We start from the raw sequence: 22,691 nt of genomic DNA on the forward strand, positions 1-22,691 counted from the left end.
TGTGACTCCCGTAGGAGCGACAGGATCAGGAAGCGGACTTGACCGTGCCGGCGGTGCGGGCGAAACGGGCGCGGAACTTTTCCACGCGGCCGGTTTCGACGATACGCGTCTGGGCGCCCGTGTAGAACGGGTGCGATTCGGAGGTCACGTCGCACTTGAAGAGCGGGTACGTCTTGCCATCGAGTTCGATGGTTTCACGCGTCTGGACGGTCGAGCGGGTGATGAACTTGCTGCCCGTTTGCAGGTCGGCGAAGACGACTTCGCGGTATTCGGGGTGAATGCCTTCTTTCATGGTGCTTTCCTAGGACTCCCAAGGGAGTCATGTCAAAAGTTAGGGTCGCCAGCACGAACCGCTTTCAGGCGTTCTTGCCACGTATCCGAAAAGTAACTGTGCATTCTAGCATGGGAATCGCCGGCAGCGGCACGCAATCCGGGCGCTCTGTCAGGGAGTGCCCGGCTTTTCATCTGGGGACGGATGGTATCGCCGATCACAGATCGGTGCGCAGTTTCCAGATTTCCGGGAACAGCACCACTTCCAGCATGCGCCGCAGGTAATCCACGCCAGAAGTGCCGCCGGTGCCGCGCTTGAAGCCGATGACGCGCTCGACCGTGGTGACGTGGCGGAAACGCCACAGGCGGAAGGCGTCTTCCAGGTCGGTCAGCTTTTCGCCCAGTTGGTACAGGTCCCAATAGCGCTCGGTGTCGCGGTAGACCGTCAGCCAAGCCTGCTCGACGCCTTCCGAGGCCTGGTAGGGCTGGGTCCAGTCGCGCTCCAGGCGGTCGGCGGGGACCGCCACGCCGTGCCGCGCCAGCAGGCGCAGCGATTCGTCATATAGCGACGGCGCTTCATAGGCACGCTGCACCTGCGCCAGCAGGTCGGCGCGGTGCGCATGCGGCTTGAGCATGGCGGCGTTCTTGTTGCCCAGCAGGAATTCGATCTGGCGGTACTGGTAGCTCTGGAAGCCGCTGGAGCGCGCCAGATAGGGGCGCAGGGCGGAGTACTCGGGCGGCGTCATGGTCGCCAGCACGTCCCAGGCATGGACGAGCTGTTCCATGATCTTGCTGACCCGCGCCAGCATCTTGAATGCCGGTTGCGGACGGTCCGCCGCCAGATTGGCGATGGCGCCGCGCAGCTCGTGCAGCATCAGCTTCATCCAGAGTTCGCTGGTCTGGTGCTGGATGATGAACAGCATTTCGTTGTGCTCGGGCGACAGCGGGTGCTGCGCGCCCAGCAGTTCGTCCAGGTGCAGGTAATCGCCGTAGGTCATGTCGCGCGTGAAATCCAGTTGCGCTTTTTCCTCGTGGACGATGTCTTCGGGGCGTTGGGCTTGGCTCATGCGAGGCCTCCCTGGCAGGGCGGGGCGGCGCGGCGGGCGGACGCGGGCAGGCTGCGCCAGCCGGTGAACGGCAGGCGGGCGCAGGCCAGCGCCATGCGCGGGTGGAGCGGTGTGGTCATGATCTTGCTTCTCGAATGGGGACGGCCGGGCGGGCGGCGTGCAGGTCGCGCCGCGTTGCGCACGGCCGGCCCGTGGCCGGTGTTTCAGCCCAATTCGCGCAGGACGGCGCGCACCGGGCTGGCATCAGCCTGGATCAAAGCCAGCGGCAGTGCGATCAGTTCGTAATCGCCCTGCGGCACATCGTCGAGCACCAGATTCTCCAGTACTCGCATGTCATGCCGCAGGATGGCGTGATGGCTGTCCAGGGTCTTGCTGGATGCGGGGTCGATGCTGGGGGTGTCCAGCCCGATCAGCATGACGCCGCGTTCGGCCAGCCATTCGATGGTCTGGGGCGCGTAGGCCGAGAAGTCGTCCGTCCACCATTCCTGCGCGGCGTGCTTGGCGGTGCGCACCAGGATGCGCGGGGGCAGGTTGTCGGCGGCGTGGAGCAGGTGCTCCGGGGTGATCAGCGGCCCGCAGTCGATGGCGTGGATGACGCGACAGGGGCCAAGAAAGGGTTCGAGCGAGACCGCGCCGATGGCGGCGCCGCCGTTCTGGTAGTGCAGCGGCGCATCGGCGTGCGCGCCGACGTGCGGCGACATCGTGATTTCGCTGACGTTGACGGGACAGCCGGGCTCGAGCGACCACTTCCATTGCTGGCGATACGGGGTATCGCCAGGAAACACGGGCGAGGCCGTGGAGACGGGAGGGGAGATATCCCACAGGCGTTTCATGGAAGGCGCGCGGTCGCGGAAGCGGAAATTAGGTTAAGCCTAAAACAATATCGGGCCGTAGTCTAACGAATTCCCGCCGCACGCGCAGCCCGTCAGAGGCGACCGTGTTCCGCCATCGAGGAGACGTCGTCGCCAGCGACGATCAGGTGGTCGACCAGGGCGATGTCGACCAGCGCCAGCGCCTGCTTGAGGTGGCGCGTGAACGCCAGGTCCGCCGCGCTGGGCTGGGCCAGGCCGGATGGGTGGTTGTGGGCGATGATGAGCGCCGCCGCGTGATGGCGAAGGGCCTCGCGCACCACCTCGCGCGGGTACACCGAGGCTTGGGACAGCGTGCCGCGGGCCAGTTCGCCGCTGGCGATCAGCCGCAACTGGCTGTCCAGGTAGAGCGCGATGCAGTGTTCGACCCGGCGGTGGGCCAGCGTAACTTTGCAATATTGTTTCACTCGCGACGGATGGTCGAGGGTGCTGGCGAGCGTCAGTTCCTCCTCGATGGCGCGCTTGGCCAGTTCCAGGATCGCCGCCAGGGCGCAGGCCTTGGCCGTGCCCAGGCCGGGCACGGTCAGCAGCTCTTCCGGGGTGGCTCCCAGCAGCCCGCGCAGGCCGCGGAAGCGGTCCAGCAACTGGCTGGATAGATCCAGCACGTTCAGCCCGGGCACCCCGGTGCGCAGGGCGATGGCGAGCAGTTCGGTATTTTGTAACGCCGAGGCGCCCAGGCGCAGCAGGCGCTCGCGGGGACGGTCGTGTTTCGACACCCGGACAGACAATTTCATAAGAGGCTCTAAAATCAGGATTCACTTACTGTCTGAATACGGTGGCAGATCTTGAGCATCGCCTCTAACGAAATGAATGTTTTGGTCCGTCCGGACTCCTACCTGACGCTGCACTACCGCATCACCCTGGCTTCGGGGCCGGGCAAGGATTCGGTCTTCACCGATACCTTCGACGGTCGTCCTGCCACGCTGCAGATGGGCAGCGGCCAGTGGGCGCCGGGCCTGGAAACCGCCTTGCTGGGCAAGGCCGAGGGCGACCGCTTCAGCGTCACGCTGGAGCCCGCCGACGCCTATGGCGATCGCAACCCCGAGCTGATCCAGCGCGTCACGCGCAAGATGCTCGCCGAGCACGCGGGCGCCGACGCCACGTTCGAGCCCGGCGACCTGGTCGAGTTCGCGGCGCCCAACGGCGGCCGCTATTCGGGCGTCCTGAAGGAAATCAACGAGGAATCGGCGTTGTTCGATTTCAACCACCCGCTCGCGGGCATCAGCTTGCGGGTCGACGTGGCGCTGCTGGGAGTCCTCTGATGAGCCAGGCTGTCACCGCCGCCGGCGCCGAAGTCCTGCTGGCGCAGCCGCGCGGCTTCTGTGCCGGCGTCGATCGCGCCATCGACATCGTCGAGCGCGCGCTCGAACTGCACGGCGCGCCGATCTACGTGCGCCACGAGATCGTCCACAACCGCTACGTGGTCGAAGACCTGCGCGCCAAGGGCGCCATCTTCATCGACGAACTCGACGATGCCCCCACGGGCGCCATCGTGGTTTTCTCGGCCCACGGCGTGTCCAAGGCGGTGCGGGCCGAAGCCGAGGCGCGCGGGCAGCAGGTGTTCGATGCCACCTGCCCGCTGGTGACCAAGGTGCACATCGAAGTGGCACGCATGCGCGCGGCCGGCCGCGAGATCATCATGATCGGCCACAAGGGCCATCCGGAGGTCGAAGGCACGCTGGGCCAGGCCCAGGGCGGCATGTACCTGGTCGAGACCGTCGAGGACGTGGCCGGCCTGCAGGTCACCGATCCCGAGAACCTGGCGTACGTCACGCAGACCACGCTGTCGGTGGACGACGCCGCGGCCGTGTCCAAGGCGCTCAAGGCGCGCTTTCCCAGCATCGTCGAGCCCAAGAAAAGCGACATCTGCTATGCCACCCAGAATCGCCAGGACGCGGTCAAGGTGCTGGCGCCCGAATGCGACCTGGTGCTGGTGGTGGGCAGCCCCAACAGCTCCAACTCCAACCGCCTGCGCGAAGTGGCGGACCGCAAGGGCGTGGCGTCCTATCTGATCGACGGCGCGCATTCCATCGACCCGGCCTGGCTCGAGGGCCGCAAGCGCATCGGCGTGACCGCCGGCGCGTCGGCGCCCGAGATCCTGGTGCAGCAGGTGATTGCGCGGGTCAAGGAACTGGGCGCCGTGTCGGTGCGCACCATGCCGGGCCTGGAAGAGAACGTGGCCTTCCCGTTGCCCAAGGGCCTGTCGCGCAAGGCCGCGCAGACCGAATCGCTGGAATAGGCGCGACGCCCCTGGCGCGTCGTCCGGAACAAGAATCGAGGAGACTTCATGCAGTTGTACAGCTATTTCCGCAGCTCGGCCGCCTATCGTGTGCGCATCGCGCTGAGCCTGAAGGGTCTGCCGTACGAATACCTGGCTGTGCACCTGCTCAAGGACGGCGGCCAGCAGTTGTCGGCCGACTACCGCCAGGTCAATCCCACCGCCCTCGTGCCCACGCTGGTCGATGGCGACGCCGTCATCGGTCAGTCGCTCGCGATCATCGAGTACCTCGAGGAAACGCATCCGCAGCCCCCGTTGCTGCCGGCGGACGCGATCGGCCGCGCGCGCGTGCGCGACCTTGCGCTGGGCATCGCCTGCGATACCCATCCGCTGAACAACCTGCGGGTGTTGAAGTACCTCAAGCACACGCTGGGCGTGGACGAGGCCGCCAAGACGGCCTGGTATCAACACTGGGTGCGCCAGGGGCTGGAAGCCCTGGAAGCGCAATTGGCCGGCTCGGCCGCCACCGGCGCGTTCTGCCATGGCGACACCCCGACCATCGCCGACCTGTGCTTGGTGCCACAGGTGGCCAACGCCCGCCGTTTCGAATGCGACCTGAGCGCGATGCCCACGGTCGTGCGCATCGACGCCGCCTGCCGTGCCTTGCCGGCCTTCGAGGCCGCCGCGCCGGGCAGGCAGCCCGACGCTGAATGAGCCGCGGGCCGGCCGGGATGTCTTCCCGGCCGGCCCGCCGCATGCCTGTCGATCAGGCTCAGCCCAACTGCACCGGCACGAAGATCTTGTCTTCGCCGCGCTGCACCAGCAGCGCCACCGTCTTGCCAGCCTTGGACAGCGCGTCCTTGACCTGGCCGATGTTGTGCACCGGCACGCCATTGAGCGACAGCAGCACGTCACCCGGCTGGATGCCGGCCTTGGCGGCCGGTCCCGCCGACTGCTCGATCAACAGACCCTGAGCGCCCGCCGCTTCCTGCTCCTGCGGCGAGAGCGGGCGCAACGCCAGGCCGAGCTGCCCCTTCTGCACGTCGCGGCTGTCGCCGGCGGTCTGGGTCCGGTCCTTCGGCACGCCGCCCAGCGTCGCCACGACTTCTTTGGGGGCGCCGTTGCGCCACAGGTCCAGCGTGATCTTCTCGCCCGGCGTGGCCAGCGTGATCAGCGACGCCAGGTCGCCGGACGACACGATGTTGCGGCCGTTGATCTTGCGCACCACGTCGCCCGGCTGCAGGCCGGCCTTCTCGGCTGCGCTGCCTTTCTCGACGCTGGAGACCAGCGCGCCGGACGGCGTATCGAGCTTGAACGAGTTGGCCAGGTCTTGGTTCACCTCCTGCACCGTCACGCCCAGGCGCGCATGCTGCACCTTGCCGTGTTCCAGGATCTGGTCCTTGATCTTGTACGCCACGTCGATCGGGATCGAGAACGACAGGCCCTGGAAACCGCCGGTGCGGCTGTAGATCTGCGAATTGATGCCGACCACTTCGCCGCGGTCATTGAACAGCGGGCCGCCGGAGTTGCCGGGGTTCACGGCCACGTCGGTCTGGATAAATGGCACCGATGTGTCGTCCGGCAGCGAACGTCCCTTGGCGCTGACGATGCCCGCGGTGGCGGTGTTCTCCAGGCCGTAGGGCGAGCCGATGGCCAGCACCCATTCGCCCACCTGCAACTGGTTGACGTCGCCGACCTTCACCACCGGCAGGTTCTTGGCGTCGATCTTGATGACGGCCACGTCGGTCTGCGGATCGGCGCCCAGCACCTTGGCGCGGAATTCGCGGCGGTCGGTGAGCTTGACGGTCACTTCCTTGGCGCCCTGCACGACGTGGGCGTTGGTCAGGATGACGCCGTCGCTGCTGACGATGAAGCCCGAGCCTTCGCCGCGGATCGGCACCTCGCGCGACGGCATGCCGCCGCGCGCGCCGGGGATCTGGCCGAAGAACTGGGCGAACGGGTCGTCGTCGTCGTCGTCGGACACTTTGCGGGTGCCGCTGATGCTGATGTTGACGACGGCGGGGCCATAGTCACGCGTGATCTGCGCAAAGTTGGGAGCGCCCATGGGGGCGCCCGGCGTGGAGGCTCCTGGTGCCGCGGTGGCGGCCACGGCGGACGGCGCGCTGGCCGCCATCGAAATGCCGCCGAACGCGGCGGTAGCGCCGGCGCCGCCAATGGCGCCGGCAGCCAGCAGCGCCAGCACCAGGCGCGAGGGGTTCATCTTCGAGGTCTTCATGTCGGCTCCTGCGTCATGTTTGGGGACATGGCGCTATCTTCGGGCCTGACACTTAGGTGAATCTTAAGTTGCCGACTGCGGCGGCGGAAACACCACCCGGGCCCGCAGGCCCGGACCGCCGGGAACGTCCTCGAGCGTGATGATTGCGTCATGGCGTTCGGCGATCGCGCGGGCGATCGCCAGGCCCAGGCCGCTGCCGGGCTGGGTGTTGCCGTCCAGCCGGTAGAAACGGTCGAACACGCGGGCGCGCTCGGCCGGCGGGATGCCCGGGCCATTGTCGTCGATCAGCAGCCGGGCGCCGTCCGCCGGCGTGTCGAGCCGGATCGCGATATGGCCGCCGGCGGGGGTGTATTTGATGGCGTTGTCGAGCAGGTTGCGCGCCAGCAGCACCAGGTCGTCGCGGCGTCCGCGCACCATGGCCTGCGGCGCGCCGTGCAGCTCGATGCCGATGTCCTTGGCGTTGGCCGCGGGCAGCGTCTCGGACAGGGCCAGGCGCACCACGTCGGCCAGGTCCACCGTCTCGGCGGGCGGCTGTTCGGCGTGGTTCTCGTGGCGCGCCATCGACAGCAATTGCTCCACCAGCCGCGTGGCGCGCTCGATGCCCGCCGCCAGCCGTTGCTCGGCGACGCGGCGGCTGGCATCGTCGCTCGCGCGGCGCAGCGATTGCAGTTGCAGGTTCAGCGCCGCCAGCGGCGAGCGCAGCTCGTGCGCGGCATCGCCGACGAATTGCTTCTGCTGCGCGAAGGCGCCGCGCATCCGTTCCAGCAGCAGGTTCAGTTCCTGCATCAGTGGCCGGATTTCATCGGGCAGGTCGGGCACATTGATGGGCGAAAGGTCCTCGGGCCGGCGGGCGGCCACCTGCGCCCGGGCGCGCTTGACGGGCCGTAGCGACCAGCTCACCACGCACCAGACGATCAGCATCAGCAGCGGCGCCGCCGCCGCGATCGGCGCGACCGTGCGCCAGGCCAGCGCGCCCGCCATGCGCTTGCGCACCTGCATGTCCTGCGCCACCTGGATCACCTGGAACGGCGTGGCCAGCGAGTAGACGCGATAAGTGCTGCCTTCGACTTCGGCGTCTGCGAAACCCAGGACGATCTGGTCGGGCAGGGGGCGGCGCGAGCGCGAATTGAACACGCGCACGCCATCGGGCGTCCAGATCTGGATGATGAGGTCGTCGGCCATCGGCGTGGCCGACCCCTTGGCGTGTGCCGGTCCCATCCGCAGCAGCCCGTCGCCGGTGCCGAGCGACAGCGCGGTGCGCTGCAACAGCGAATCGAAGATGTCGTCGGCCTGCTGCAGGGTGCTGCGATAGGCGATGACGCCCTGCACCAGGGCGCCGACCGCGATCGCGGCCAGCAGGAAGAACAGCAACCGGGCCCGCAGCGAATAGCTAAGCGGAATGCTCATGTTTTGGGAATGACATAGCCGACGCCTCTCACGTTCTGGATCAGGTCCTGACCGAGTTTCTTGCGCAGGCCATGAATATAAACCTCGACCGCGTTGCTGCTGACGCTGTCTTTCCAGCTATAAAGCTTTTCCTCGAGCTGGGCGCGCGAGAAGATCATGCCGGGGCGGGCGATCAGCGGCTCCAGCACCGCCCATTCGCGCGCGGTCAGCGGCACCGGCGTGCCGTCGACCGTGGCGGCGTGCGATTGCGGGTCGATGACGATGCCGTCGTGCTCGAACACCGGCTCGGCGCGCCCGGCGCTGCGGCGGATCAGGGCGCGCATGCGCGCCAGCAGCTCATCGAGATCGTAGGGCTTGACAATGTAGTCGTCGGCGCCGGCGTCCAGACCCGCTATGCGGTCGCTGACAGCGTCGCGCGCGGTGGCGATCAGGACGGGGGTGCGGTCCTTGCGGCCGCGCAGGTCGCGCAGCAGCGACAGGCCGTCGCGGCGCGGCAGCCCCAGGTCCAGCAGCACGAGGTCATAGGGATCGGTGCGCAGGGCCAGTTCGGCCGCATGGCCGTCCTTGACCCAGTCGACGGCGTAATGTTCGGCGCGCAGGCAGTCCAGCACGCTTTCACCGATCATGGTGTCGTCTTCGACGAGAAGGATGCGCATGATAGTCGTCGCCGTGTGGTGTCCAGCGGATTGGACGTGCGCGGCGAGGCCGGAGTTCCCGCAAGGGCGGGGCTGCGGGCCGAGGGCCGTTGCGCCGCGCCAGGCGGAAATGAAAAAAGCAGCCCGCGGGGGCTGCTTTTTGAATTCTGGTGCCGGCAATAGGAGTCGAACCTACGACCTTCGCATTACGAATGCGCTGCTCTACCAACTGAGCTATGCCGGCAAGACCATTTGCTTCGTTTCCGGCAAGCCAGAGCTTCAGCAAAACATCTTTTTCTTCGCCATTTCATGCCCTGTTTATGGGGCCTGATTTGGAAAGACCGAAATCATATCAGAGTTTCTTGGCGATGGGAAACTTGCGATGCGTGTGGCGCGAAAAAAGGTCCGATTTGCACACTTCGAATTTTTCCTTCATAATCTCGTTTCTTAGCAGTTCCCCGATAGCTCAGTCGGTAGAGCGACGGACTGTTAATCCGCAGGTCGCTGGTTCGAGCCCAGCTCGGGGAGCCAAAGAATTCAGGGCCACTCACGCAAGTGAGTGGCCCTTTTGGTTTTTATTGCTTTGGTTTTGTCGCGCGCGTTCGCGCGGGGTGCTGTGCTTGTTACCCGTCCTGATCGTTGCGGACTTGCTCCCGGAGGCGTGGCGCGCGTAAGATTTGTTATGTAATAACATTTCTTTTTGGTGGGTGTCATGCGGATAGGCAACGAAGAGGCGGGGCCGGGGCCCTGTGCGGGAGCGGATGGGCGGGCGGATGCGCGCTTGCCGGTGACCGTGTTGTCGGGCTTTCTCGGCGCGGGCAAGACCACCTTGCTCAACCATGTGCTGAACAACCGCGAGGGGCGGCGGGTGGCGGTCATCGTCAATGACATGTCGGATGTCAATATCGATGCCCGGCTGGTACGCGAGGGCGGCGCGGCGCTGTCACGGGCGGACGAAAAGCTGGTGGAGATGAGCAACGGCTGCATCTGCTGTACGTTGCGCGAGGACCTGTTGATCGAGATCCGCCGCCTGGCTGCCGAGGGGCGCTTCGATTACCTGTTGATCGAGTCCACTGGCATCTCGGAGCCGCTGCAGGTGGCCGAGACCTTCACCTTCCGCGATGAGGACGGCCTGAGCCTGTCCGATGTGGCCAGGCTGGACACCATGGTCACGGTGGTGGATGCCTTCAATTTCCTGCGCGACTACGCCAGCCATGACCGTCTGGCCGCGCGTGGCGAAACGCTGGGCGAGGAAGACGAGCGCACTGTTGTCGACCTGCTGATCGAACAGGTCGAATTCTGCGATGTCATGGTGTTGAACAAAACCGATCTCATCACGGCGGACGAGCTGGAGCGGCTCGAGGCGATCCTGCGCCAGCTCAATCCACGCGCCGACGTCGTGCGCGGCGAGTTCGGCCGGGTGCCGCTGGCGCGCGTGCTGGACACGGGGCGCTTCGATTTTGAGGAGGCGGCGCAGGCGCCCGGCTGGCTCAAGGTGTTGCGCGGCGAGCACACGCCCGAAACCGAGGAATACGGTATCGGCAGTTTCGTGTTCCGCGCGCGTCGCCCGTTTCACCCGCAGCGCCTGTGGGATTGTTTTCAAGAAGAGTGGCCCGGGGTGGTGCGCTCCAAGGGCTATTTCTGGCTGGTGACGCGGCCCGCGTTCGCGGCCTCCTGGTCGCAGGCCGGCCCCGTCTCGCGGCATGGCGCGGCCGGGTACTGGTGGGCCGCGTTGCCGCGCGATCGCTGGCCGGAAGACGCCGAGTCGCGCGCCCGGATCGTGGCCGATTGGGATCCCATCTATGGCGACCGCTGTCAGGAGCTGGTGTTGATCGGGATTGGCATGGATCAGGAGGCGTTGACGGCGCGGCTGCAGGCGTGCCTGATGACGCAGGAAGAAATGACCCGTCCGGCGACCGAATTGGCTACGATTCGGGATCCGTTCCCCGTCTGGGGCGCGGCGCAATAGCGAGGGCGGGCAAAAGTCCGTGGGGTGATGGCAGCGGAAGGCGACAAGCGCATCGGCGTGACGGTGATTTCGGGGTTTCTGGGCAGCGGCAAGACGACGCTGCTCAACCGCCTCCTGCGCGAGCCGGCCTATGCCGACGCCGTGGTCATCGTCAATGAATACGGCGACATCGGCGTGGACCATCATCTGGTCCGCCTGGCGCAGGACAACATCGTGCTGATCGAGGGCGGCTGCCTGTGCTGCGTGGTCAGCGGCGCGGTGGCCGACACCCTGCGCGAGCTGTTCATGCTGGCGCTCAATCGCCGTATCAAGCCGTTTCGCCGGGTGCTGATCGAGACCAGTGGCCTGGCGGATCCGGCGCCGGTGCTCTTCACGCTCAAGCACGACCGCTTCCTGGCCGAGCGCTATGCCTACCGGGGCGCCATGGTGGTGGTCGATGTGCGTCACGGGCCGCTGCAGATGGAGACTCAGCCGGAGGCGCTGCGGCAGTTGGCCTTGGCCGATACCGTCGTTCTCAGTAAATCCGATTTGGCGGATGTTGCGCAAACGCGCGCGGTGGAGCAGGCCGTGGCCGCGGTCAATCCGGGCGCGCGGCGCTGCGTGCAGCGCACCGATGCGCCATTGGTCGGCGCGTTGCTGGAGGGGCCTGACACGCAGGCGCGGCGCGATGGCGCCGAGCTGGCGGGCTGGCTGCGGGCGTTCGTCAAGCCGATGGTCGGGCGTCATGCGCAGGTGGCGAGCTTTTCGCTGGCGCTGGTCGCGCCGATCGGCCGAGCCGCCTTTCTGGCGGGTGTGTCCCGCGTGCAGGAGCGGTTCGGCCCGGCGTTGTTGCGGATGAAGGGGCTGGTCTGCTTCGAGGGCGAGGCTTTGCCCTGCGAGGTTCATGGCGTCCATGGCGAGCTCTATCCGATCCGGCCGTTGCCGCAGTGGCCGGACGACGAGCGTCTGTCGCGGCTGGTCTATATCGTCAGGGGCGCGGACGTTGATGCGGTGCGGGCCGAAGTGTGCGCGGCGCTGGGCCAGTTTCCCGCATGAGGGGCCGGTCGCGGCGCTGCTCGCGGGTGGTGCTTGCCGATTGTCTTGAAAGGGCTGGGTGGCCGTCATTTCATTGCGGAAAATGCATGGAAATACGGTATAACCAGAAAGTCTGATGCAAGAATCGAGACAATCATGGACCGATTGAAAGCGATGCAGGTATTCGTGGAGGTCGCCGACAGAGGCAGTTTGTCGGCGGCGGCGGTTCATCTGGATATGTCGCGCGCGATGGTGTCGCGCTACCTGGCCGAAATGGAGCAGTGGGTCGGCGTGCGCCTGTTGCATCGCACCACCCGCCGCCTCAGCCTCACGCCTGCCGGTGCCGAGACGCTGCCACGTTGCCGGCAGATGCTCGACATGGTGGGCGACCTGCGCAGCGCGGTATCCACGCCCGAGGATACGCCGCGCGGCCTGTTGCGCATGACCACCAGCATGTCGTTCGGCTCGCGGCATCTGGCGCGGGTCATCACCGACTACGTCAAGTTGCATCCGGGCACCTCGGTCGACTTGATGCTGGTCGACCGGACGGTCAATCTGGTCGAGGAACGGGTCGACCTGGCGGTGCGCATCACCAATGACCTGGATCCCAACCTGATCGCGCGCAAGCTGGCCGTCTGCCGTTCCATCGTCTGCGCTTCGCCGGACTACCTGCAGCGCGAGGGCGAGCCGGGGCGGGTCGAGGATCTGTCGCTGCGCAATTGCCTGACCCATTCCTACTTCGGCAAGAGCCTGTGGCGTTTCGAGCGCGAGGGTGTGCCGGTCGATGTGCCGGTCAGCGGCAATATCAGCGCCAACGAGGTATCGGTGCTGCTGCAGGCTGCGCTGGAAGGCGCCGGCGTCGCCATGTTGCCAACGTACTACGCCGCCGAGTACGTGGCGCAGGGGCGCCTGAAGGCCATCCTGCCGCAGGCCAGGCCACAGGAACTCGGCATTTATGGCGTCTATGCGTCGCGCCGGCAGATGCCCCTGATCCTGCGCTCGATGCTGGATTTCCTGGTGGAGCGTTTGGGGCCGGCGCCCTGGGATCAGTCCTAACGTGTTATCGGGAGCCCGCGTTTGGCGGCGCTGGGTTGAGGGCAGGGTATATAGCGGTATAATTTAGCTGCTGCCTCGACGGACCGGGCGCTGTGCATCAGGGCCTTTGTCATCGTCCGCCAGCATGTAGTCTTGGAAAATATCTAAGAATCGTGGTTCCGGCGCATTGGGGTTCGGGCTTGTCAGGCCAGTGTCCTGCACGGCCGGGCGCCAGGAACACCAGGGGAGAGGCGCGCCGGATTTTCCGGATGGCGGCCGCAGGCGCAGTGTGCCATTGGCCGATGCCTGACGATTCAGGTCCTTGATCTCGAATACCGCAATATCGATTACCGCAATGTCGGTTGCCGCGGCTATAGCGCCAAATGATGGCGTGTTCCGCAGGCGCGTTGGCGCTTTTGCCAGCTTCCAGATTTTGCTTGAACAAGTCCGTCGCTGATGGATTTGTCCCCGCCATGGCCGGGGCGCTGCGCGCAGCCCTCTTGAATGGCGTGAGTATCGCCGCGCGAGCCCGCGGCGGTTGGTGGTAAATACAGGATTCTCGTGAGAAATACGCAAATCAGCGCTGTCTGTAGCCGTTCCGCCCATGGTGTGGTTCGGCTGGCTGCGCGGGCCGCCGCCTCGCGCGGGCTTGCCTTGGCCGATGACGCCCTGCATATCTTGAACGTATTTGTTTTCAACATGCCGGCCGCAAATGAAAAAGGCCCGGCGCATTCGCCAGGCCTTGATCAATTTGGTTGCGGGGGCAGGATTTGAACCTACGACCTTCGGGTTATGAGCCCGACGAGCTGCCAGACTGCTCCACCCCGCGTCTGAGAAATGAATAGTAGCCTTGTTTTCAACCTAACGCAAGTTAGCCCTTTTGAATTTGAATCTCGATGAACGATAGCGAGGCGATACTCGTGCTGGAAACCGCGCTGCTTTGCGCGGTGCAGCCGATGCAACTGTCCGAAATGCGCAAGCTGTTCGGGGACGATGAACAATTCGACAACAGCGCCTTGCGCACGTTGCTGGAAACGCTGCAGAACAACTGGGCCGATGGCGGCCTGGAATTGGTGCAACTGGCGACGGGGTGGCGTTTCCAGAGCCGCCCGCACATGCAGCGCTACCTGGAACGGCTCAACCCCGAAAAACCGCCGAAGTATTCCCGCGCGGTGATGGAAACACTGGCCATCGTGGCCTGGCGCCAGCCGGTGACGCGGGGCGATATCGAAGATATCCGCGGCGTGACGGTGTCGTCGAACATCGTGAAGGCGCTGGAGGATCGGGGCTGGATCGAGGTCATCGGCCACCGCGATGCGCCGGGCCGTCCGGCCCTGTTCGGCACTACGCGTCAGTTCCTCGATGATCTCGGCCTGCGCGCGCTGGACGAATTGCCCGCGCTGGAATCCACGCATGCCGCCGCCGCGCTGGCGGGCCTGGACCTGGGCGAAGTGCAGCAGTTGGCGGATGCCGCCGACGCCGCCGAAGGCGCCGATGCCGCCAATACCCCAGATCTCGTCGAAGGCGCGGAAACCGCAGGCGCAACGGAAGCCGCCGAGCATGCGGAAGGGCGGCAGGCGGTTGCCGAGGCCGATGTGCAAGCCAGTATTCCAGGGGCGGAATTGTCTGTTTCGGACGACGACGCCCCCATGGCGGCGGATGATGGCGTAGAATCCCCCCTTTCGCGCTCAGAAGAAGACGCGATTCCCGCCGACGATTCCACCGTCCGGGCGCAAGCCGAAAGCTTGTCCGATGCGCCATCCGTGGGCATCGAGAATGCCGGGCGCTTCGATGAAGCCGATGCGCCGGGCGTGGATGTCGCCCAAGAGGCGCATGGCGGGTTGTCAGAAAATCCCGCACAGACTGGCAGTTCCGACGCGCGCGCCGAATCCGGCGCCGCGGATGAACTTGTCGAGCACGCGGAAAGCGCGAAGCCGACCGAACCGATAGACGAGGCCGAACCCCTGGCGCCTGGCGCCGGGCCGTTTGAGCCTGATACCGGCTCCGCCGTGGCGGAGCCTGCCGAGCCGGATTCCGCTCAGCCCGAGGCTGAGCGCGGACCGGCTTCCCCAGATGATGATGCGCCTGCCCCCGGCAGGCCTCCCCAAGTTTGAAATTCGGAGCTGTCCCAGTGACAACGAATACAGCAATGCAGGACGACAATCCCCGTCCGGATGACGCCGTTTCCAATGCGCCCGCGGAAGCCTCCGCCAGCCGTGAGCCGGCCGCCGAAGGCGAGGCCCGTGGCCGTGGTCGCAAGCTGCGCACCCCGTTCCGGCGCCGTCGCGGCGACGCCGCCGCCGAGCAGGCGCCGGCTGCCGAAGGGCATGCCGCCACGCCCGCCCAGGCTGCTGCCGACACCCCGGACAGTCGCGGGGGCGAACAAGAAGCCGAGCAGGCCCTGTCGTACCTGGACACCGCTGACCGCATGGAGCAGCGCCTGGGCAAGTATCTGAACAGCGAAGCGGTGATGCCGAAGCTGCACAAGGTGCTGGCCGATGCCGGTATCGGTTCGCGCCGCGAGATGGAAGAGCTGATCGTCGCCGGCCGCGTGTCGGTCAACGGCGAGCCGGCCCATATCGGCCAGCGCGTGGCCCCGAACGACCAGGTGCGTGTCAATGGCAAGCCCATCATGCGCACCAACACCAAGAAGCCGCCGCGCGTGATCCTGTATCACAAGCCGGCCGGCGAGATCGTCAGTCATGATGATCCGGGCGGCCGCGCCAGCGTGTTCGCGCGTCTTCCCAAGCTGCGCACCGGCAAGTGGCTGTCGGTGGGTCGGCTCGACCTGAATACCGAAGGCCTGCTGATCTTCACGACCTCGGGCGACATGGCCAACCGCATCATGCACCCGCGTTACGGCACCGAGCGGGAATACGCGGTGCGCGTCCTGGGCGAGATGGACGAGGCGCAGCGTCAGTCGCTGGTCGATGGCATCGAGCTGGAAGATGGCGTGGCCGCGTTCGGCGCGCTCGACTACCTGGGCGGCGACGGCAGCAACCGCTGGTACCGCGTGACCCTGCAGGAAGGGCGCAACCGCGAAGTGCGCCGCATGTTCGAGGCGGTGGGCGTGACGGTCAGCCGATTGATCCGCACCCGTTTCGGCGACGTGGTGTTGCCGCGCACGCTGCGCCGTGGCCGTTGGGAAGAACTCGACGCCTCGCTGGTCACTGCGCTGATGGTGCAGTTGGGCTTGTTGCGCGAAGACGACGAATCCGGCGGCAACCGCCGCCGTTCCAAGCAGCCGCAGTCGCATGACAGCGCCTTGCCCCCCGGCTTCGGCACGATGGAGCGCAATGGCATGAACGGCGCCCGTATTGGCCGCCGCGGCAAGATCCAGGGCGGCCGTGCCGGCAGCGCCGGCCAGGTGGCGGCGTGTCCCTCCGATCCTTTCGGCACCGGTCTGATGATCGCTGGCGGTTACGCCAACGGTCACCCCCTGGCGGGCGAATCCGCCGGCAACCGCAAGGGTGGCAAGGCCGCGGGTGGTCGCGGCGCGGGTGGTGGCGGCAAGCCGGGCGGTCGTGCGGGTGGCAAGGCGGGCAGCGGCAAGCCGCGCGGCGCGCGTGCCGCAGCCGCCAATGGTCCGGCCGCGGCAGCGGGTGGGGTGGATGCGCCTTCGGGTGCTGGTCGCAAGCCCGCGGGAGGCAAGCCTGGCGGCAAGCCAGCGGCCGCGCGTGGCGGCAATGCCGCTCGCGGCGGCAAGCCGACGGGTGCCGGCCGTGGCGGCAACAAGGCTGACGGCCCGCGCGCGGGTGGCGGTGGCTCGAACGGCGGCAACAAGGGCCCGGGCGCGGGCGGCAAGCCGCGTGCGGCCCGCAATGCGGCGTCGCCCCGTGGCGATGACTGGCAGCCTCGCGGCGCGTCGGCCCATGAATCGCGCCTGGGCGTGATGGGTGGCCGGGGCGGCCGGGGCCGCTAAACCCGCGCCGTAGCGGCGTCCGCGCGGCGCCGCTGGCTCGATCCGTCCCACATAAACGTAAGCCCGTGACGAATCAGGCGTTTTTCCAGTTTATCTGGTAAAATCAATGGTTTTCATGGCTTCGCGTCTGTCGGTCCGCGCCGTTGCTTTGCCGCTCATGCGGCGTTTTTCATGGATGCGCGGGTTGTAAGGCTATAGGGCTACGGGTCGCTGACGGGTCGTCAGGTGGGTCGTTGCCCGGTTTCATGGCGGGTCCAGGTGGTCGCGGTGGTTTGCGGCGCAGGTGGTCTCGGTGAAACAGGTGTGGGCTGGCTGGCCCTCGCGAAGTTGGCGGGCGCGCTGCAAGGGTGGCGCGAGCCGAAATTTAGGTCGCAATATAGGGCACTGCCCAGCATTGCTCCTTACGTGCAGTAGGGTGGCGGCTGGGCACTGTGCAATACGGTGGGCTGGGCGTGCAGCCCATTTTTTTTGAGTATATGGCTGATTTATTCGCATTGACCGAAGAGGCACTGGCCGGCATGGACGTCGAACTCGTTGACGTCGAACGTGCCGCGCTGGGCCTTTTGCGCGTCACGATCGATCGGGTCGGCGGTGTGCGCATCGAAGACTGCGAGCAGGTGTCCCGCCAATTGTCGCGGGTGTACGAGGTCGAGAACATCGACTACAAGCGGCTGGAAGTCGGTTCGCCGGGCGTTGACCGCCCGCTGCGCAACGAGGCCGACTTCCGCCGTTTCGCAGGCGAACGCATCGAGATCAAGCTGCGCGAGGCATTGGACGGACGCAAGGTCTTTTCCGGTACGTTGACCGTGCCCGAGGACGCGCCCGCGGCTTCGGACGCCGCGGCTGGGATGCACAAGACCGTGTTCGGTCTCGAATTTGAGGCAAAAAAGAACGAAGTCCAGGTGTTGAATTTCACGGTCGAGGATATCGAGCGTGCAAAACTGGATCCCGTTCTGGATTTCAAGGGCAAAAAGCGATGAGTCGCGAAATTCTTCTGTTGGTCGATGCCTTGGCGCGTGAAAAGAACGTCACGCGTGATGTCGTGTTCGGGGCGCTGGAAAGCGCGCTGGCCTCGGCCATGAAAAAGCGCTTCAAGGATGATGCGGACATTCGTGTTGCCATCGATCGTGAAACCGGTGACCACGAAGGTTTCCGCCGCTGGCTGGTGGTGCCCGACGAAGCGGGCCTGCAAGAGCCCGACAAGCAGGAAATGCTGTCGGACGCGGTCGAGATCGTGCCCAACATCCAGGTTGGCGAATACATCGAGGAACCCCTCGAGCCGATCGAGTTCGGCCGTATCGGCGCCCAGGCCGCCAAGCAGGCGATCCTGCAGAAAATCCGCGACGCCGAGCGCGAGCAGGTCCTGAACGACTTCCTGGATCGCGGCGAAACCATCGTGTCCGGCACCATCAAGCGCATGGACAAGGGCGACGCCATCATCGAGACCGGCAAGATCGAAGCGCGCCTGCCGCGCTCCGAAATGATCCCGAAGGAAAACCTCCGGGTCGCCGACCGCGTCCGCGCTTTTGTCCTGCGCGTCGACCATGCGGCCCGCGGCCAGCAGGTGATCCTGTCGCGCACCTCGCCCGAGTTCATCCGTCAGTTGTTCGAGAACGAAGTGCCCGAGATCGAGCAGGGCCTGCTCGAGATCAAGGCCGCGGCGCGCGACGCCGGCGTGCGTGCGAAGATCGCCGTGGTGGCATACGATAAGCGTATCGACCCGATCGGCACCTGCGTCGGCATGCGCGGTTCGCGCGTGACCGCCGTGCGCAACGAGCTGGGCGGCGAGCAGGTCGACATCGTGCTGTGGTCGGAAGATCCCGCGCAGTTCGTCATCGGCGCCCTGGCGCCGGCCAACGTCGAGTCCATCGTGGTGGACGAAGACAAGCACGCGATGGACGTGGTGGTCGACGAGGAAAACCTGCCCAAGGCGATCGGCGCCAAGGGCCAGAACGTGCGCCTGGCGTCCGAGCTGACGGGTTGGCAGATCAACATCATGACGCCGGAAGAAAGCCTGAACCGCCAGGAAGTCGAGCGTTCGGGCCTGCGCACCACGTTCATGAACAAGCTGGACGTCGATGAGGAAGTCGCCGACATCCTGATCGACGAAGGTTTCACCGGTATCGAGGAAATCGCCTACGTCCCCATGCAGGAACTGCTGGAGATCGAGGCGTTCGACGAAGACACCATCAATGAGTTGCGCGCCCGTGCCCGCAATGCGCTGCTGACCGAGGCCATCGCCCAGGAAGAGCGTCTTGAAACGGCGCAGGATCTGCTCGAACTCGAAGGCGTGACGCCCGAACTGGCCGCCAAGCTGGCCGAGCGTCAGGTGCACACGCGTGATGATCTGGCCGAACTGGCGACGGACGAGCTGGCGGAAATCGCCGGCCTGACCGAACAGGAAGCCAGCGACCTCATCATGCGTGCCCGCGCCCATTGGTTCGATGAAGAATAACCAAATGGACACGGGTCTGCGGCGGATGGCCGTCAAGTCCGCCGCAAGTTCACGTTGTTTGTAATAGCTGCATATAGGGAAGAGAGAGCCTAATGTCGAGTAACACCGTCGCCCAGTTCGCTACCGAGCTGAAAATGCCTGCCAATGTGCTGCTGGAACAGCTGCGCTCGGCTGGCGTTGACCTCAAATCGGTGGACGATTCCGTCACCGACAGCGACAAGGCGAAATTGCTCGAATCGCTGCGTCGCGCCCACGGCGCGACCGAAGGCAAGAAGATCACCCTGACGCGCCGCCAGACCTCCGAGATCCGCCAGGCAGATGCCACCGGCCGCTCGCGCACCATCCAGGTCGAGGTTCGCAAGAAGCGCGTGTTCGTCAAGCGTGATCCCTCCGAAATCGCCCTGGAGCAGGCCGCCAGCGCCCGCGCTGAGGAAGAATCGTCCGTCGAGGAAGCACAGCCGGTGTCCGCACCCGTCGTGCCCGAAGCGGTCAAGCCGGCCGAACCGCGCGAAGCCACGCCCGTCCAGGCGCCGGCTCCTGCCCCGGTGCAAGAGCCCGCTGCTGTCGAAGCGCCCGCACCGGTAGAAGCGGCCGCGCCTGTTGAACCCGTCGCGGCCGAAGTGCCCGCCCCCGTTGCGGCTCCCGCCGCCGAAGTCCAGGCCCAGCCTGAACCGGAACCGACGCCGGCGCCTGCTCCTGCCGAGCCCGTGGCCGAAGAGGCCAAGCCCGAAGTCAAGACTGAATCCACCGAGCCCAAGGCTGAAGAAGCCAAGCCGGAACCCGTTGTGCTAGCCAATAAGTCCGAACCATCGTCCTCTCAGGCCGCCGCGCCTGTCGCCCAGGTGCCGCCTGCCGCGAAGTCTGAACCCGTGAAATCCGCCGCCAAGCCGGTCGAGTCCGCTGCGCCCGCCGCCAAGGTCGGGAATCGCGCCGACAACCGCCGCGCCGGCCCGCCGCTCGCCGCCTCCGCCACCGGCGCTGGCCGCGACGAGGCCCGCCGTGCCGCCGAGGCCGAAGCCGCCGCCCTGCGCGAGATGCTGAACCGTCCGCGCAAGGTGCTGCGCGCTCCCGAACCGGAAGCGCCCGCCGCCGCGGCCGCCCCGATTTCGGGCACGCTGCACAAGCCGGCGGGCAAGGGCGCTGCCGCGCCTGGCGCCAAGAAGGATGCCAAGCCCGCCGCGCCCGGCACCAAGAAGACCATCAAGACCGCCGAAGTCGCTTCGACGTGGTCGGATGACGCGTCGCGCAAGAAGCCGGCCGACAAGCCGGCGGCGCCGGCCAGCCGCGACGGCTGGCGTGCCGGCGGCAAGGGCGGTGGCAAGAGTGGCGGCCGTGGTGGCCGCAACCAGCAGAACGACCGCCGCAACGAGCCCGCGCCGCAGGAATTCATCGCGCGTGAAGTGCACGTGCCGGAAACCATCAGCGTGGCCGACCTGGCCCACAAGATGTCCGTCAAGGCTGCCGAGGTCATCAAGCAATTGATGAAGCTGGGCCAGATGGTTACCATCAACCAGGTGCTGGACCAGGAAACCGCCATGATCGTGGTCGAGGAACTGGGCCACGTGGCGATCGCCGCCAAGCTCGACGACCCGGAAGCCTTCCTGGACGAAACCGCGAGCGTGTCGGAAGCCGAACAACTGCCGCGCGCGCCGGTCGTGACCGTGATGGGCCACGTCGACCACGGCAAGACCTCGCTGCTGGACTACATCCGCCGCGCCAAGGTCGCCGCGGGCGAAGCCGGCGGCATTACGCAGCACATCGGCGCCTACCATGTGGAAACCGAGCGTGGCATGGTGACCTTCCTGGATACCCCGGGCCACGAGGCGTTCACCGCCATGCGTGCCCGTGGCGCCAAGGCCACCGACATCGTCATCCTGGTCTGCGCGGCCGACGACGGCGTGATGCCGCAGACGCGTGAAGCCATCCACCATGCCAAGGCCGCGGGCGTGCCGATGGTGGTGGCCATGACCAAGATCGACAAGCCCAGCGCCAACCCCGAGCGCGTCAAGCAGGAACTGGTCGCCGAGGAAGTGGTGCCGGAAGAATACGGCGGCGATGTGCCGTTCGTGCCGGTGTCGGCCAAGACCGGCGAGGGCATCGACGCGCTGCTCGAGAACGTGCTGCTGCAAGCCGAACTGCTGGAACTGAAGGCGCCGGTCGACGCGCCCGCCAAGGGCCTGGTGATCGAAGCCCGCCTGGACAAGGGCCGCGGCCCGGTCGCGACCATCCTGGTCCAGAGCGGCACGCTGAACCGTGGCGACGTGGTGCTGGCTGGCGCCAGCTTCGGCCGCGTGCGCGCCATGCTCGACGAGAACGGCAAGCCGATCCAGGCCGCCGGTCCGTCGATCCCGGTGGAAATCCAGGGCCTGACCGAAGTGCCGGCCGCCGGCGACGAACTGATGGTGCTGTCCGACGAGCGCAAGGCGCGCGAAATCGCGCTGTTCCGCCAGGGCAAGTTCCGCGACGTCAAGCTGGCCCGCCAACAGGCCGCCAAGCTGGAATCGATGTTCGACAACCTGGGCGAAGGCACCCAGACCCTGGCGCTGATCGTCAAGACCGACGTCCAGGGTTCGCAGGAAGCGCTGGTGCAGTCGCTGACCAAGCTGTCGACCGACGAAGTCCGCGTGCAAGTGGTGCACGCGGCCGTGGGCGGCATCTCGGAAAGCGACATCAACCTGGCGATCGCCTCGAACGCCGTGGTGATCGGCTTCAACGTCCGCGCCGAAGCCAGCGCCAAGAAGCTGGCCGAGACCAACGGCATCGACGTGCGCTACTACAACATCATCTACGACGCCGTGGACGAAGTGAAGGCAGCCATGTCGGGCATGTTGGCGCCCGAGAAGAAGGAAGAAGTCATCGGCCTGGTCGAGATCCGCGAGGTCTACAGCATCTCCCGCATCGGCAACATCGCCGGTTGCATGGTGCTCGACGGCCTGGTGCGTCGCGATTCGCAGGTCCGCCTGCTGCGCAACAACGTGGTCCAGTGGACCGGCCAGCTCGATTCGCTGCGCCGCTTCAAGGACGACGTCAAGGAAGTCAAGTCGGGCTTCGATTGCGGTCTTACGCTGCGCGGCAACAACGACATCCAGGTGGGCGACCAACTGGAAGTCTTTGAAATCAAGGAAATCGCGCGTACGCTGTAAGGCGTCGCGAGGCATTGCTTCTAATGAGCCGTCACAAGTCCAAAGCCATCCCCGGTCGCAATCTGCGACTGGCCGACCAGATCCAGAAGGATCTGGCCGGGATCATCCAGCGCGAGATCGACACGACCCGCGCTGGCTTGATCACGCTCTCCGGTGTGGAACTGTCGACCGACTACGCGCATGCCAAGGTGTATTTCACGGTCCTGGGCGCCGAGCCCGAGGCCGCGACCGCCTTGCTGAACGAGAAGGCCGGCTGGCTGCACTCGCAGCTGTACAAGCTGCTGCACATTCATACTGTCCCCACTTTGCGTTTCTTCCACGACGAGCAGATTGCCCGTGGTATCGAAATGTCGATCCTCATCGACCGCGCAAACCGGCCCGGCCCGCACTCGGGCGTGCCCGACGAACCTGAAGACCAGTCCTGATCGGGCTGTCGTCACTGCTTTAATTT

21 protein-coding genes and 3 tRNA genes are annotated in these 22,691 nt (G+C 66.1%); 13 read left to right on the top strand and 11 right to left on the bottom strand.

Going from position 1 to position 22,691, the window contains the following annotated elements:
• Window positions 1-25: 25 nt before the first annotated feature.
• From AAID08_RS07525 to radC, 5 genes are all read right to left on the bottom strand, one after another.
• Window positions 26-292 (bottom strand): type B 50S ribosomal protein L31, encoded by a 267-nt coding sequence (locus tag AAID08_RS07525; protein ID WP_006388310.1) that lies wholly within the window; start codon window positions 290-292, stop codon window positions 26-28.
• A gap of 196 nt (window positions 293-488) precedes the next feature.
• A complete protein-coding gene (kynA, locus tag AAID08_RS07530) occupies window positions 489-1,337 on the bottom strand; it encodes a tryptophan 2,3-dioxygenase (RefSeq protein WP_054501427.1) in 849 nt (282 codons plus the stop codon).
• Window positions 1,334-1,456, bottom strand: a complete 123-nt coding sequence (locus AAID08_RS07535; protein WP_258955704.1) for a hypothetical protein — start codon at window positions 1,454-1,456, stop codon at window positions 1,334-1,336. Before AAID08_RS07535 ends, kynA begins: the two co-directional genes overlap by 4 nt.
• A gap of 84 nt (window positions 1,457-1,540) precedes the next feature.
• Window positions 1,541-2,170, bottom strand: a complete 630-nt coding sequence (kynB, locus tag AAID08_RS07540; protein WP_054501426.1) for an arylformamidase — start codon at window positions 2,168-2,170, stop codon at window positions 1,541-1,543.
• A 92-nt stretch (window positions 2,171-2,262) separates the two neighbouring features.
• Window positions 2,263-2,940 (bottom strand): DNA repair protein RadC, encoded by a 678-nt coding sequence (gene radC, locus AAID08_RS07545; protein ID WP_054501425.1) that lies wholly within the window; start codon window positions 2,938-2,940, stop codon window positions 2,263-2,265.
• Between the two features lie 51 nt (window positions 2,941-2,991).
• On the opposite strand from radC, the gene AAID08_RS07550 reads away from it, so the two are divergent.
• From AAID08_RS07550 to maiA, 3 genes are read left to right on the top strand one after another with little or no spacing between them, the layout of a single operon-like run.
• On the top strand, window positions 2,992-3,468 hold the full coding sequence (locus AAID08_RS07550) for a peptidylprolyl isomerase (protein WP_175142229.1): 477 nt from the start codon (window positions 2,992-2,994) through the stop codon (window positions 3,466-3,468).
• The gene (gene ispH / locus AAID08_RS07555; protein WP_054501424.1) at window positions 3,468-4,445 is read left to right on the top strand and encodes a 4-hydroxy-3-methylbut-2-enyl diphosphate reductase; all 978 of its coding nucleotides are present in this window, start codon (window positions 3,468-3,470) and stop codon (window positions 4,443-4,445) included. The genes AAID08_RS07550 and ispH overlap by 1 nt, the downstream gene beginning before the upstream one ends.
• 48 nt (window positions 4,446-4,493) lie before the next feature.
• Entirely contained in the window at window positions 4,494-5,138 is a 645-nt protein-coding gene (gene maiA, locus AAID08_RS07560) for a maleylacetoacetate isomerase (RefSeq protein ID WP_064526911.1), read from the top strand.
• Window positions 5,139-5,196: 58 nt separating this feature from the next.
• On the opposite strand, the gene AAID08_RS07565 is transcribed toward maiA, so the two are convergent.
• From AAID08_RS07565 to AAID08_RS07580, 4 genes are all read right to left on the bottom strand, one after another.
• Window positions 5,197-6,660 (bottom strand): DegQ family serine endoprotease, encoded by a 1,464-nt coding sequence (locus AAID08_RS07565; RefSeq protein WP_054501422.1) that lies wholly within the window; start codon window positions 6,658-6,660, stop codon window positions 5,197-5,199.
• Between the two features lie 63 nt (window positions 6,661-6,723).
• Window positions 6,724-8,067 carry an ATP-binding protein gene (locus AAID08_RS07570; RefSeq protein WP_175142231.1) on the bottom strand — a complete coding sequence of 448 codons (1,344 nt, stop codon included), beginning with the start codon at window positions 8,065-8,067 and terminating at the stop codon, window positions 6,724-6,726.
• On the bottom strand, window positions 8,064-8,723 hold the full coding sequence (locus AAID08_RS07575; protein WP_054501420.1) for a response regulator: 660 nt from the start codon (window positions 8,721-8,723) through the stop codon (window positions 8,064-8,066). The genes AAID08_RS07570 and AAID08_RS07575 overlap by 4 nt, the downstream gene beginning before the upstream one ends.
• 147 nt (window positions 8,724-8,870) lie before the next feature.
• Window positions 8,871-8,946 (bottom strand) — tRNA-Thr (locus AAID08_RS07580).
• A gap of 211 nt (window positions 8,947-9,157) precedes the next feature.
• On the opposite strand from AAID08_RS07580, the gene AAID08_RS07585 reads away from it, so the two are divergent.
• From AAID08_RS07585 to AAID08_RS07600, 4 genes are all read left to right on the top strand, one after another.
• A tRNA-Asn gene (locus AAID08_RS07585) sits at window positions 9,158-9,233 on the top strand.
• 181 nt (window positions 9,234-9,414) lie between these two features.
• Window positions 9,415-10,671 carry a zinc metallochaperone GTPase ZigA gene (gene zigA, locus AAID08_RS07590; protein ID WP_395757496.1) on the top strand — a complete coding sequence of 419 codons (1,257 nt, stop codon included), beginning with the start codon at window positions 9,415-9,417 and terminating at the stop codon, window positions 10,669-10,671.
• A gap of 27 nt (window positions 10,672-10,698) precedes the next feature.
• Window positions 10,699-11,706, top strand: a complete 1,008-nt coding sequence (locus AAID08_RS07595; protein ID WP_395757805.1) for a CobW family GTP-binding protein — start codon at window positions 10,699-10,701, stop codon at window positions 11,704-11,706.
• A gap of 135 nt (window positions 11,707-11,841) precedes the next feature.
• Window positions 11,842-12,741 (top strand): LysR family transcriptional regulator, encoded by a 900-nt coding sequence (locus AAID08_RS07600; protein ID WP_116792300.1) that lies wholly within the window; start codon window positions 11,842-11,844, stop codon window positions 12,739-12,741.
• Between the two features lie 63 nt (window positions 12,742-12,804).
• Here the strand turns inward: AAID08_RS07600 and AAID08_RS07605 are convergent, their stop codons facing one another.
• Window positions 12,805-13,470 carry a hypothetical protein gene (locus AAID08_RS07605; protein ID WP_395757497.1) on the bottom strand — a complete coding sequence of 222 codons (666 nt, stop codon included), beginning with the start codon at window positions 13,468-13,470 and terminating at the stop codon, window positions 12,805-12,807.
• Window positions 13,471-13,472: 2 nt separating this feature from the next.
• Window positions 13,473-13,549 (bottom strand) — tRNA-Met (locus AAID08_RS07610).
• 67 nt (window positions 13,550-13,616) lie between these two features.
• On the opposite strand from AAID08_RS07610, the gene scpB reads away from it, so the two are divergent.
• The 6 genes from scpB (at window position 13,617) to rbfA (ending at window position 22,665) form a co-directional block, all read left to right on the top strand.
• Window positions 13,617-14,834 (top strand): SMC-Scp complex subunit ScpB, encoded by a 1,218-nt coding sequence (scpB, locus tag AAID08_RS07615; protein ID WP_054501417.1) that lies wholly within the window; start codon window positions 13,617-13,619, stop codon window positions 14,832-14,834.
• Window positions 14,835-14,869: 35 nt separating this feature from the next.
• Window positions 14,870-16,642, top strand: coding sequence for a 23S rRNA pseudouridine(2605) synthase RluB (gene rluB, locus AAID08_RS07620; RefSeq protein ID WP_064526905.1), 1,773 nt, complete (start codon window positions 14,870-14,872; stop codon window positions 16,640-16,642).
• 476 nt (window positions 16,643-17,118) lie between these two features.
• Window positions 17,119-17,622 carry a ribosome maturation factor RimP gene (gene rimP / locus AAID08_RS07625; RefSeq protein WP_054501415.1) on the top strand — a complete coding sequence of 168 codons (504 nt, stop codon included), beginning with the start codon at window positions 17,119-17,121 and terminating at the stop codon, window positions 17,620-17,622.
• Window positions 17,619-19,097, top strand: a complete 1,479-nt coding sequence (nusA, locus tag AAID08_RS07630) for a transcription termination factor NusA (protein ID WP_006396231.1) — start codon at window positions 17,619-17,621, stop codon at window positions 19,095-19,097. Before rimP ends, nusA begins: the two co-directional genes overlap by 4 nt.
• A 92-nt stretch (window positions 19,098-19,189) precedes the next feature.
• A complete protein-coding gene (gene infB / locus AAID08_RS07635) occupies window positions 19,190-22,240 on the top strand; it encodes a translation initiation factor IF-2 (protein WP_054501414.1) in 3,051 nt (1,016 codons plus the stop codon).
• 23 nt (window positions 22,241-22,263) lie between these two features.
• The gene (gene rbfA / locus AAID08_RS07640) at window positions 22,264-22,665 is read left to right on the top strand and encodes a 30S ribosome-binding factor RbfA (RefSeq protein ID WP_006388333.1); all 402 of its coding nucleotides are present in this window, start codon (window positions 22,264-22,266) and stop codon (window positions 22,663-22,665) included.
• Window positions 22,666-22,691: the final 26 nt, after the last annotated feature.

Origin of the sequence: Achromobacter sp. EB05 (assembly GCF_044232075.1) — a bacterium.
Classification (GTDB): Bacteria; Pseudomonadota; Gammaproteobacteria; order Burkholderiales; family Burkholderiaceae_B; genus Achromobacter; species Achromobacter dolens.

What these genes read in the sequence shown, in the direction of transcription:
- AAID08_RS07600 (WP_116792300.1), top strand. Translation starts at nt 11,842, where the DNA reads ATGGACCGATTGAAAGCGATGCAGGTATTCGTGGAGGTCGCCGACAGA.
- AAID08_RS07570 (WP_175142231.1), bottom strand. Translation starts at nt 8,067, where the DNA reads ATGAGCATTCCGCTTAGCTATTCGCTGCGGGCCCGGTTGCTGTTCTTC.
- AAID08_RS07525 (WP_006388310.1), bottom strand. Translation starts at nt 292, where the DNA reads ATGAAAGAAGGCATTCACCCCGAATACCGCGAAGTCGTCTTCGCCGAC.
- kynA (WP_054501427.1), bottom strand. Translation starts at nt 1,337, where the DNA reads ATGAGCCAAGCCCAACGCCCCGAAGACATCGTCCACGAGGAAAAAGCG.
- rimP (WP_054501415.1), top strand. Translation starts at nt 17,119, where the DNA reads ATGGCTGATTTATTCGCATTGACCGAAGAGGCACTGGCCGGCATGGAC.
- rluB (WP_064526905.1), top strand. Translation starts at nt 14,870, where the DNA reads ATGCAGGACGACAATCCCCGTCCGGATGACGCCGTTTCCAATGCGCCC.
- AAID08_RS07535 (WP_258955704.1), bottom strand. Translation starts at nt 1,456, where the DNA reads ATGACCACACCGCTCCACCCGCGCATGGCGCTGGCCTGCGCCCGCCTG.
- maiA (WP_064526911.1), top strand. Translation starts at nt 4,494, where the DNA reads ATGCAGTTGTACAGCTATTTCCGCAGCTCGGCCGCCTATCGTGTGCGC.
- ispH (WP_054501424.1), top strand. Translation starts at nt 3,468, where the DNA reads ATGAGCCAGGCTGTCACCGCCGCCGGCGCCGAAGTCCTGCTGGCGCAG.
- AAID08_RS07565 (WP_054501422.1), bottom strand. Translation starts at nt 6,660, where the DNA reads ATGAAGACCTCGAAGATGAACCCCTCGCGCCTGGTGCTGGCGCTGCTG.
- zigA (WP_395757496.1), top strand. Translation starts at nt 9,415, where the DNA reads ATGCGGATAGGCAACGAAGAGGCGGGGCCGGGGCCCTGTGCGGGAGCG.
- scpB (WP_054501417.1), top strand. Translation starts at nt 13,617, where the DNA reads ATGAACGATAGCGAGGCGATACTCGTGCTGGAAACCGCGCTGCTTTGC.
- AAID08_RS07595 (WP_395757805.1), top strand. Translation starts at nt 10,699, where the DNA reads ATGGCAGCGGAAGGCGACAAGCGCATCGGCGTGACGGTGATTTCGGGG.
- radC (WP_054501425.1), bottom strand. Translation starts at nt 2,940, where the DNA reads ATGAAATTGTCTGTCCGGGTGTCGAAACACGACCGTCCCCGCGAGCGC.
- infB (WP_054501414.1), top strand. Translation starts at nt 19,190, where the DNA reads ATGTCGAGTAACACCGTCGCCCAGTTCGCTACCGAGCTGAAAATGCCT.
- kynB (WP_054501426.1), bottom strand. Translation starts at nt 2,170, where the DNA reads ATGAAACGCCTGTGGGATATCTCCCCTCCCGTCTCCACGGCCTCGCCC.
- nusA (WP_006396231.1), top strand. Translation starts at nt 17,619, where the DNA reads ATGAGTCGCGAAATTCTTCTGTTGGTCGATGCCTTGGCGCGTGAAAAG.
- rbfA (WP_006388333.1), top strand. Translation starts at nt 22,264, where the DNA reads ATGAGCCGTCACAAGTCCAAAGCCATCCCCGGTCGCAATCTGCGACTG.
- AAID08_RS07575 (WP_054501420.1), bottom strand. Translation starts at nt 8,723, where the DNA reads ATGCGCATCCTTCTCGTCGAAGACGACACCATGATCGGTGAAAGCGTG.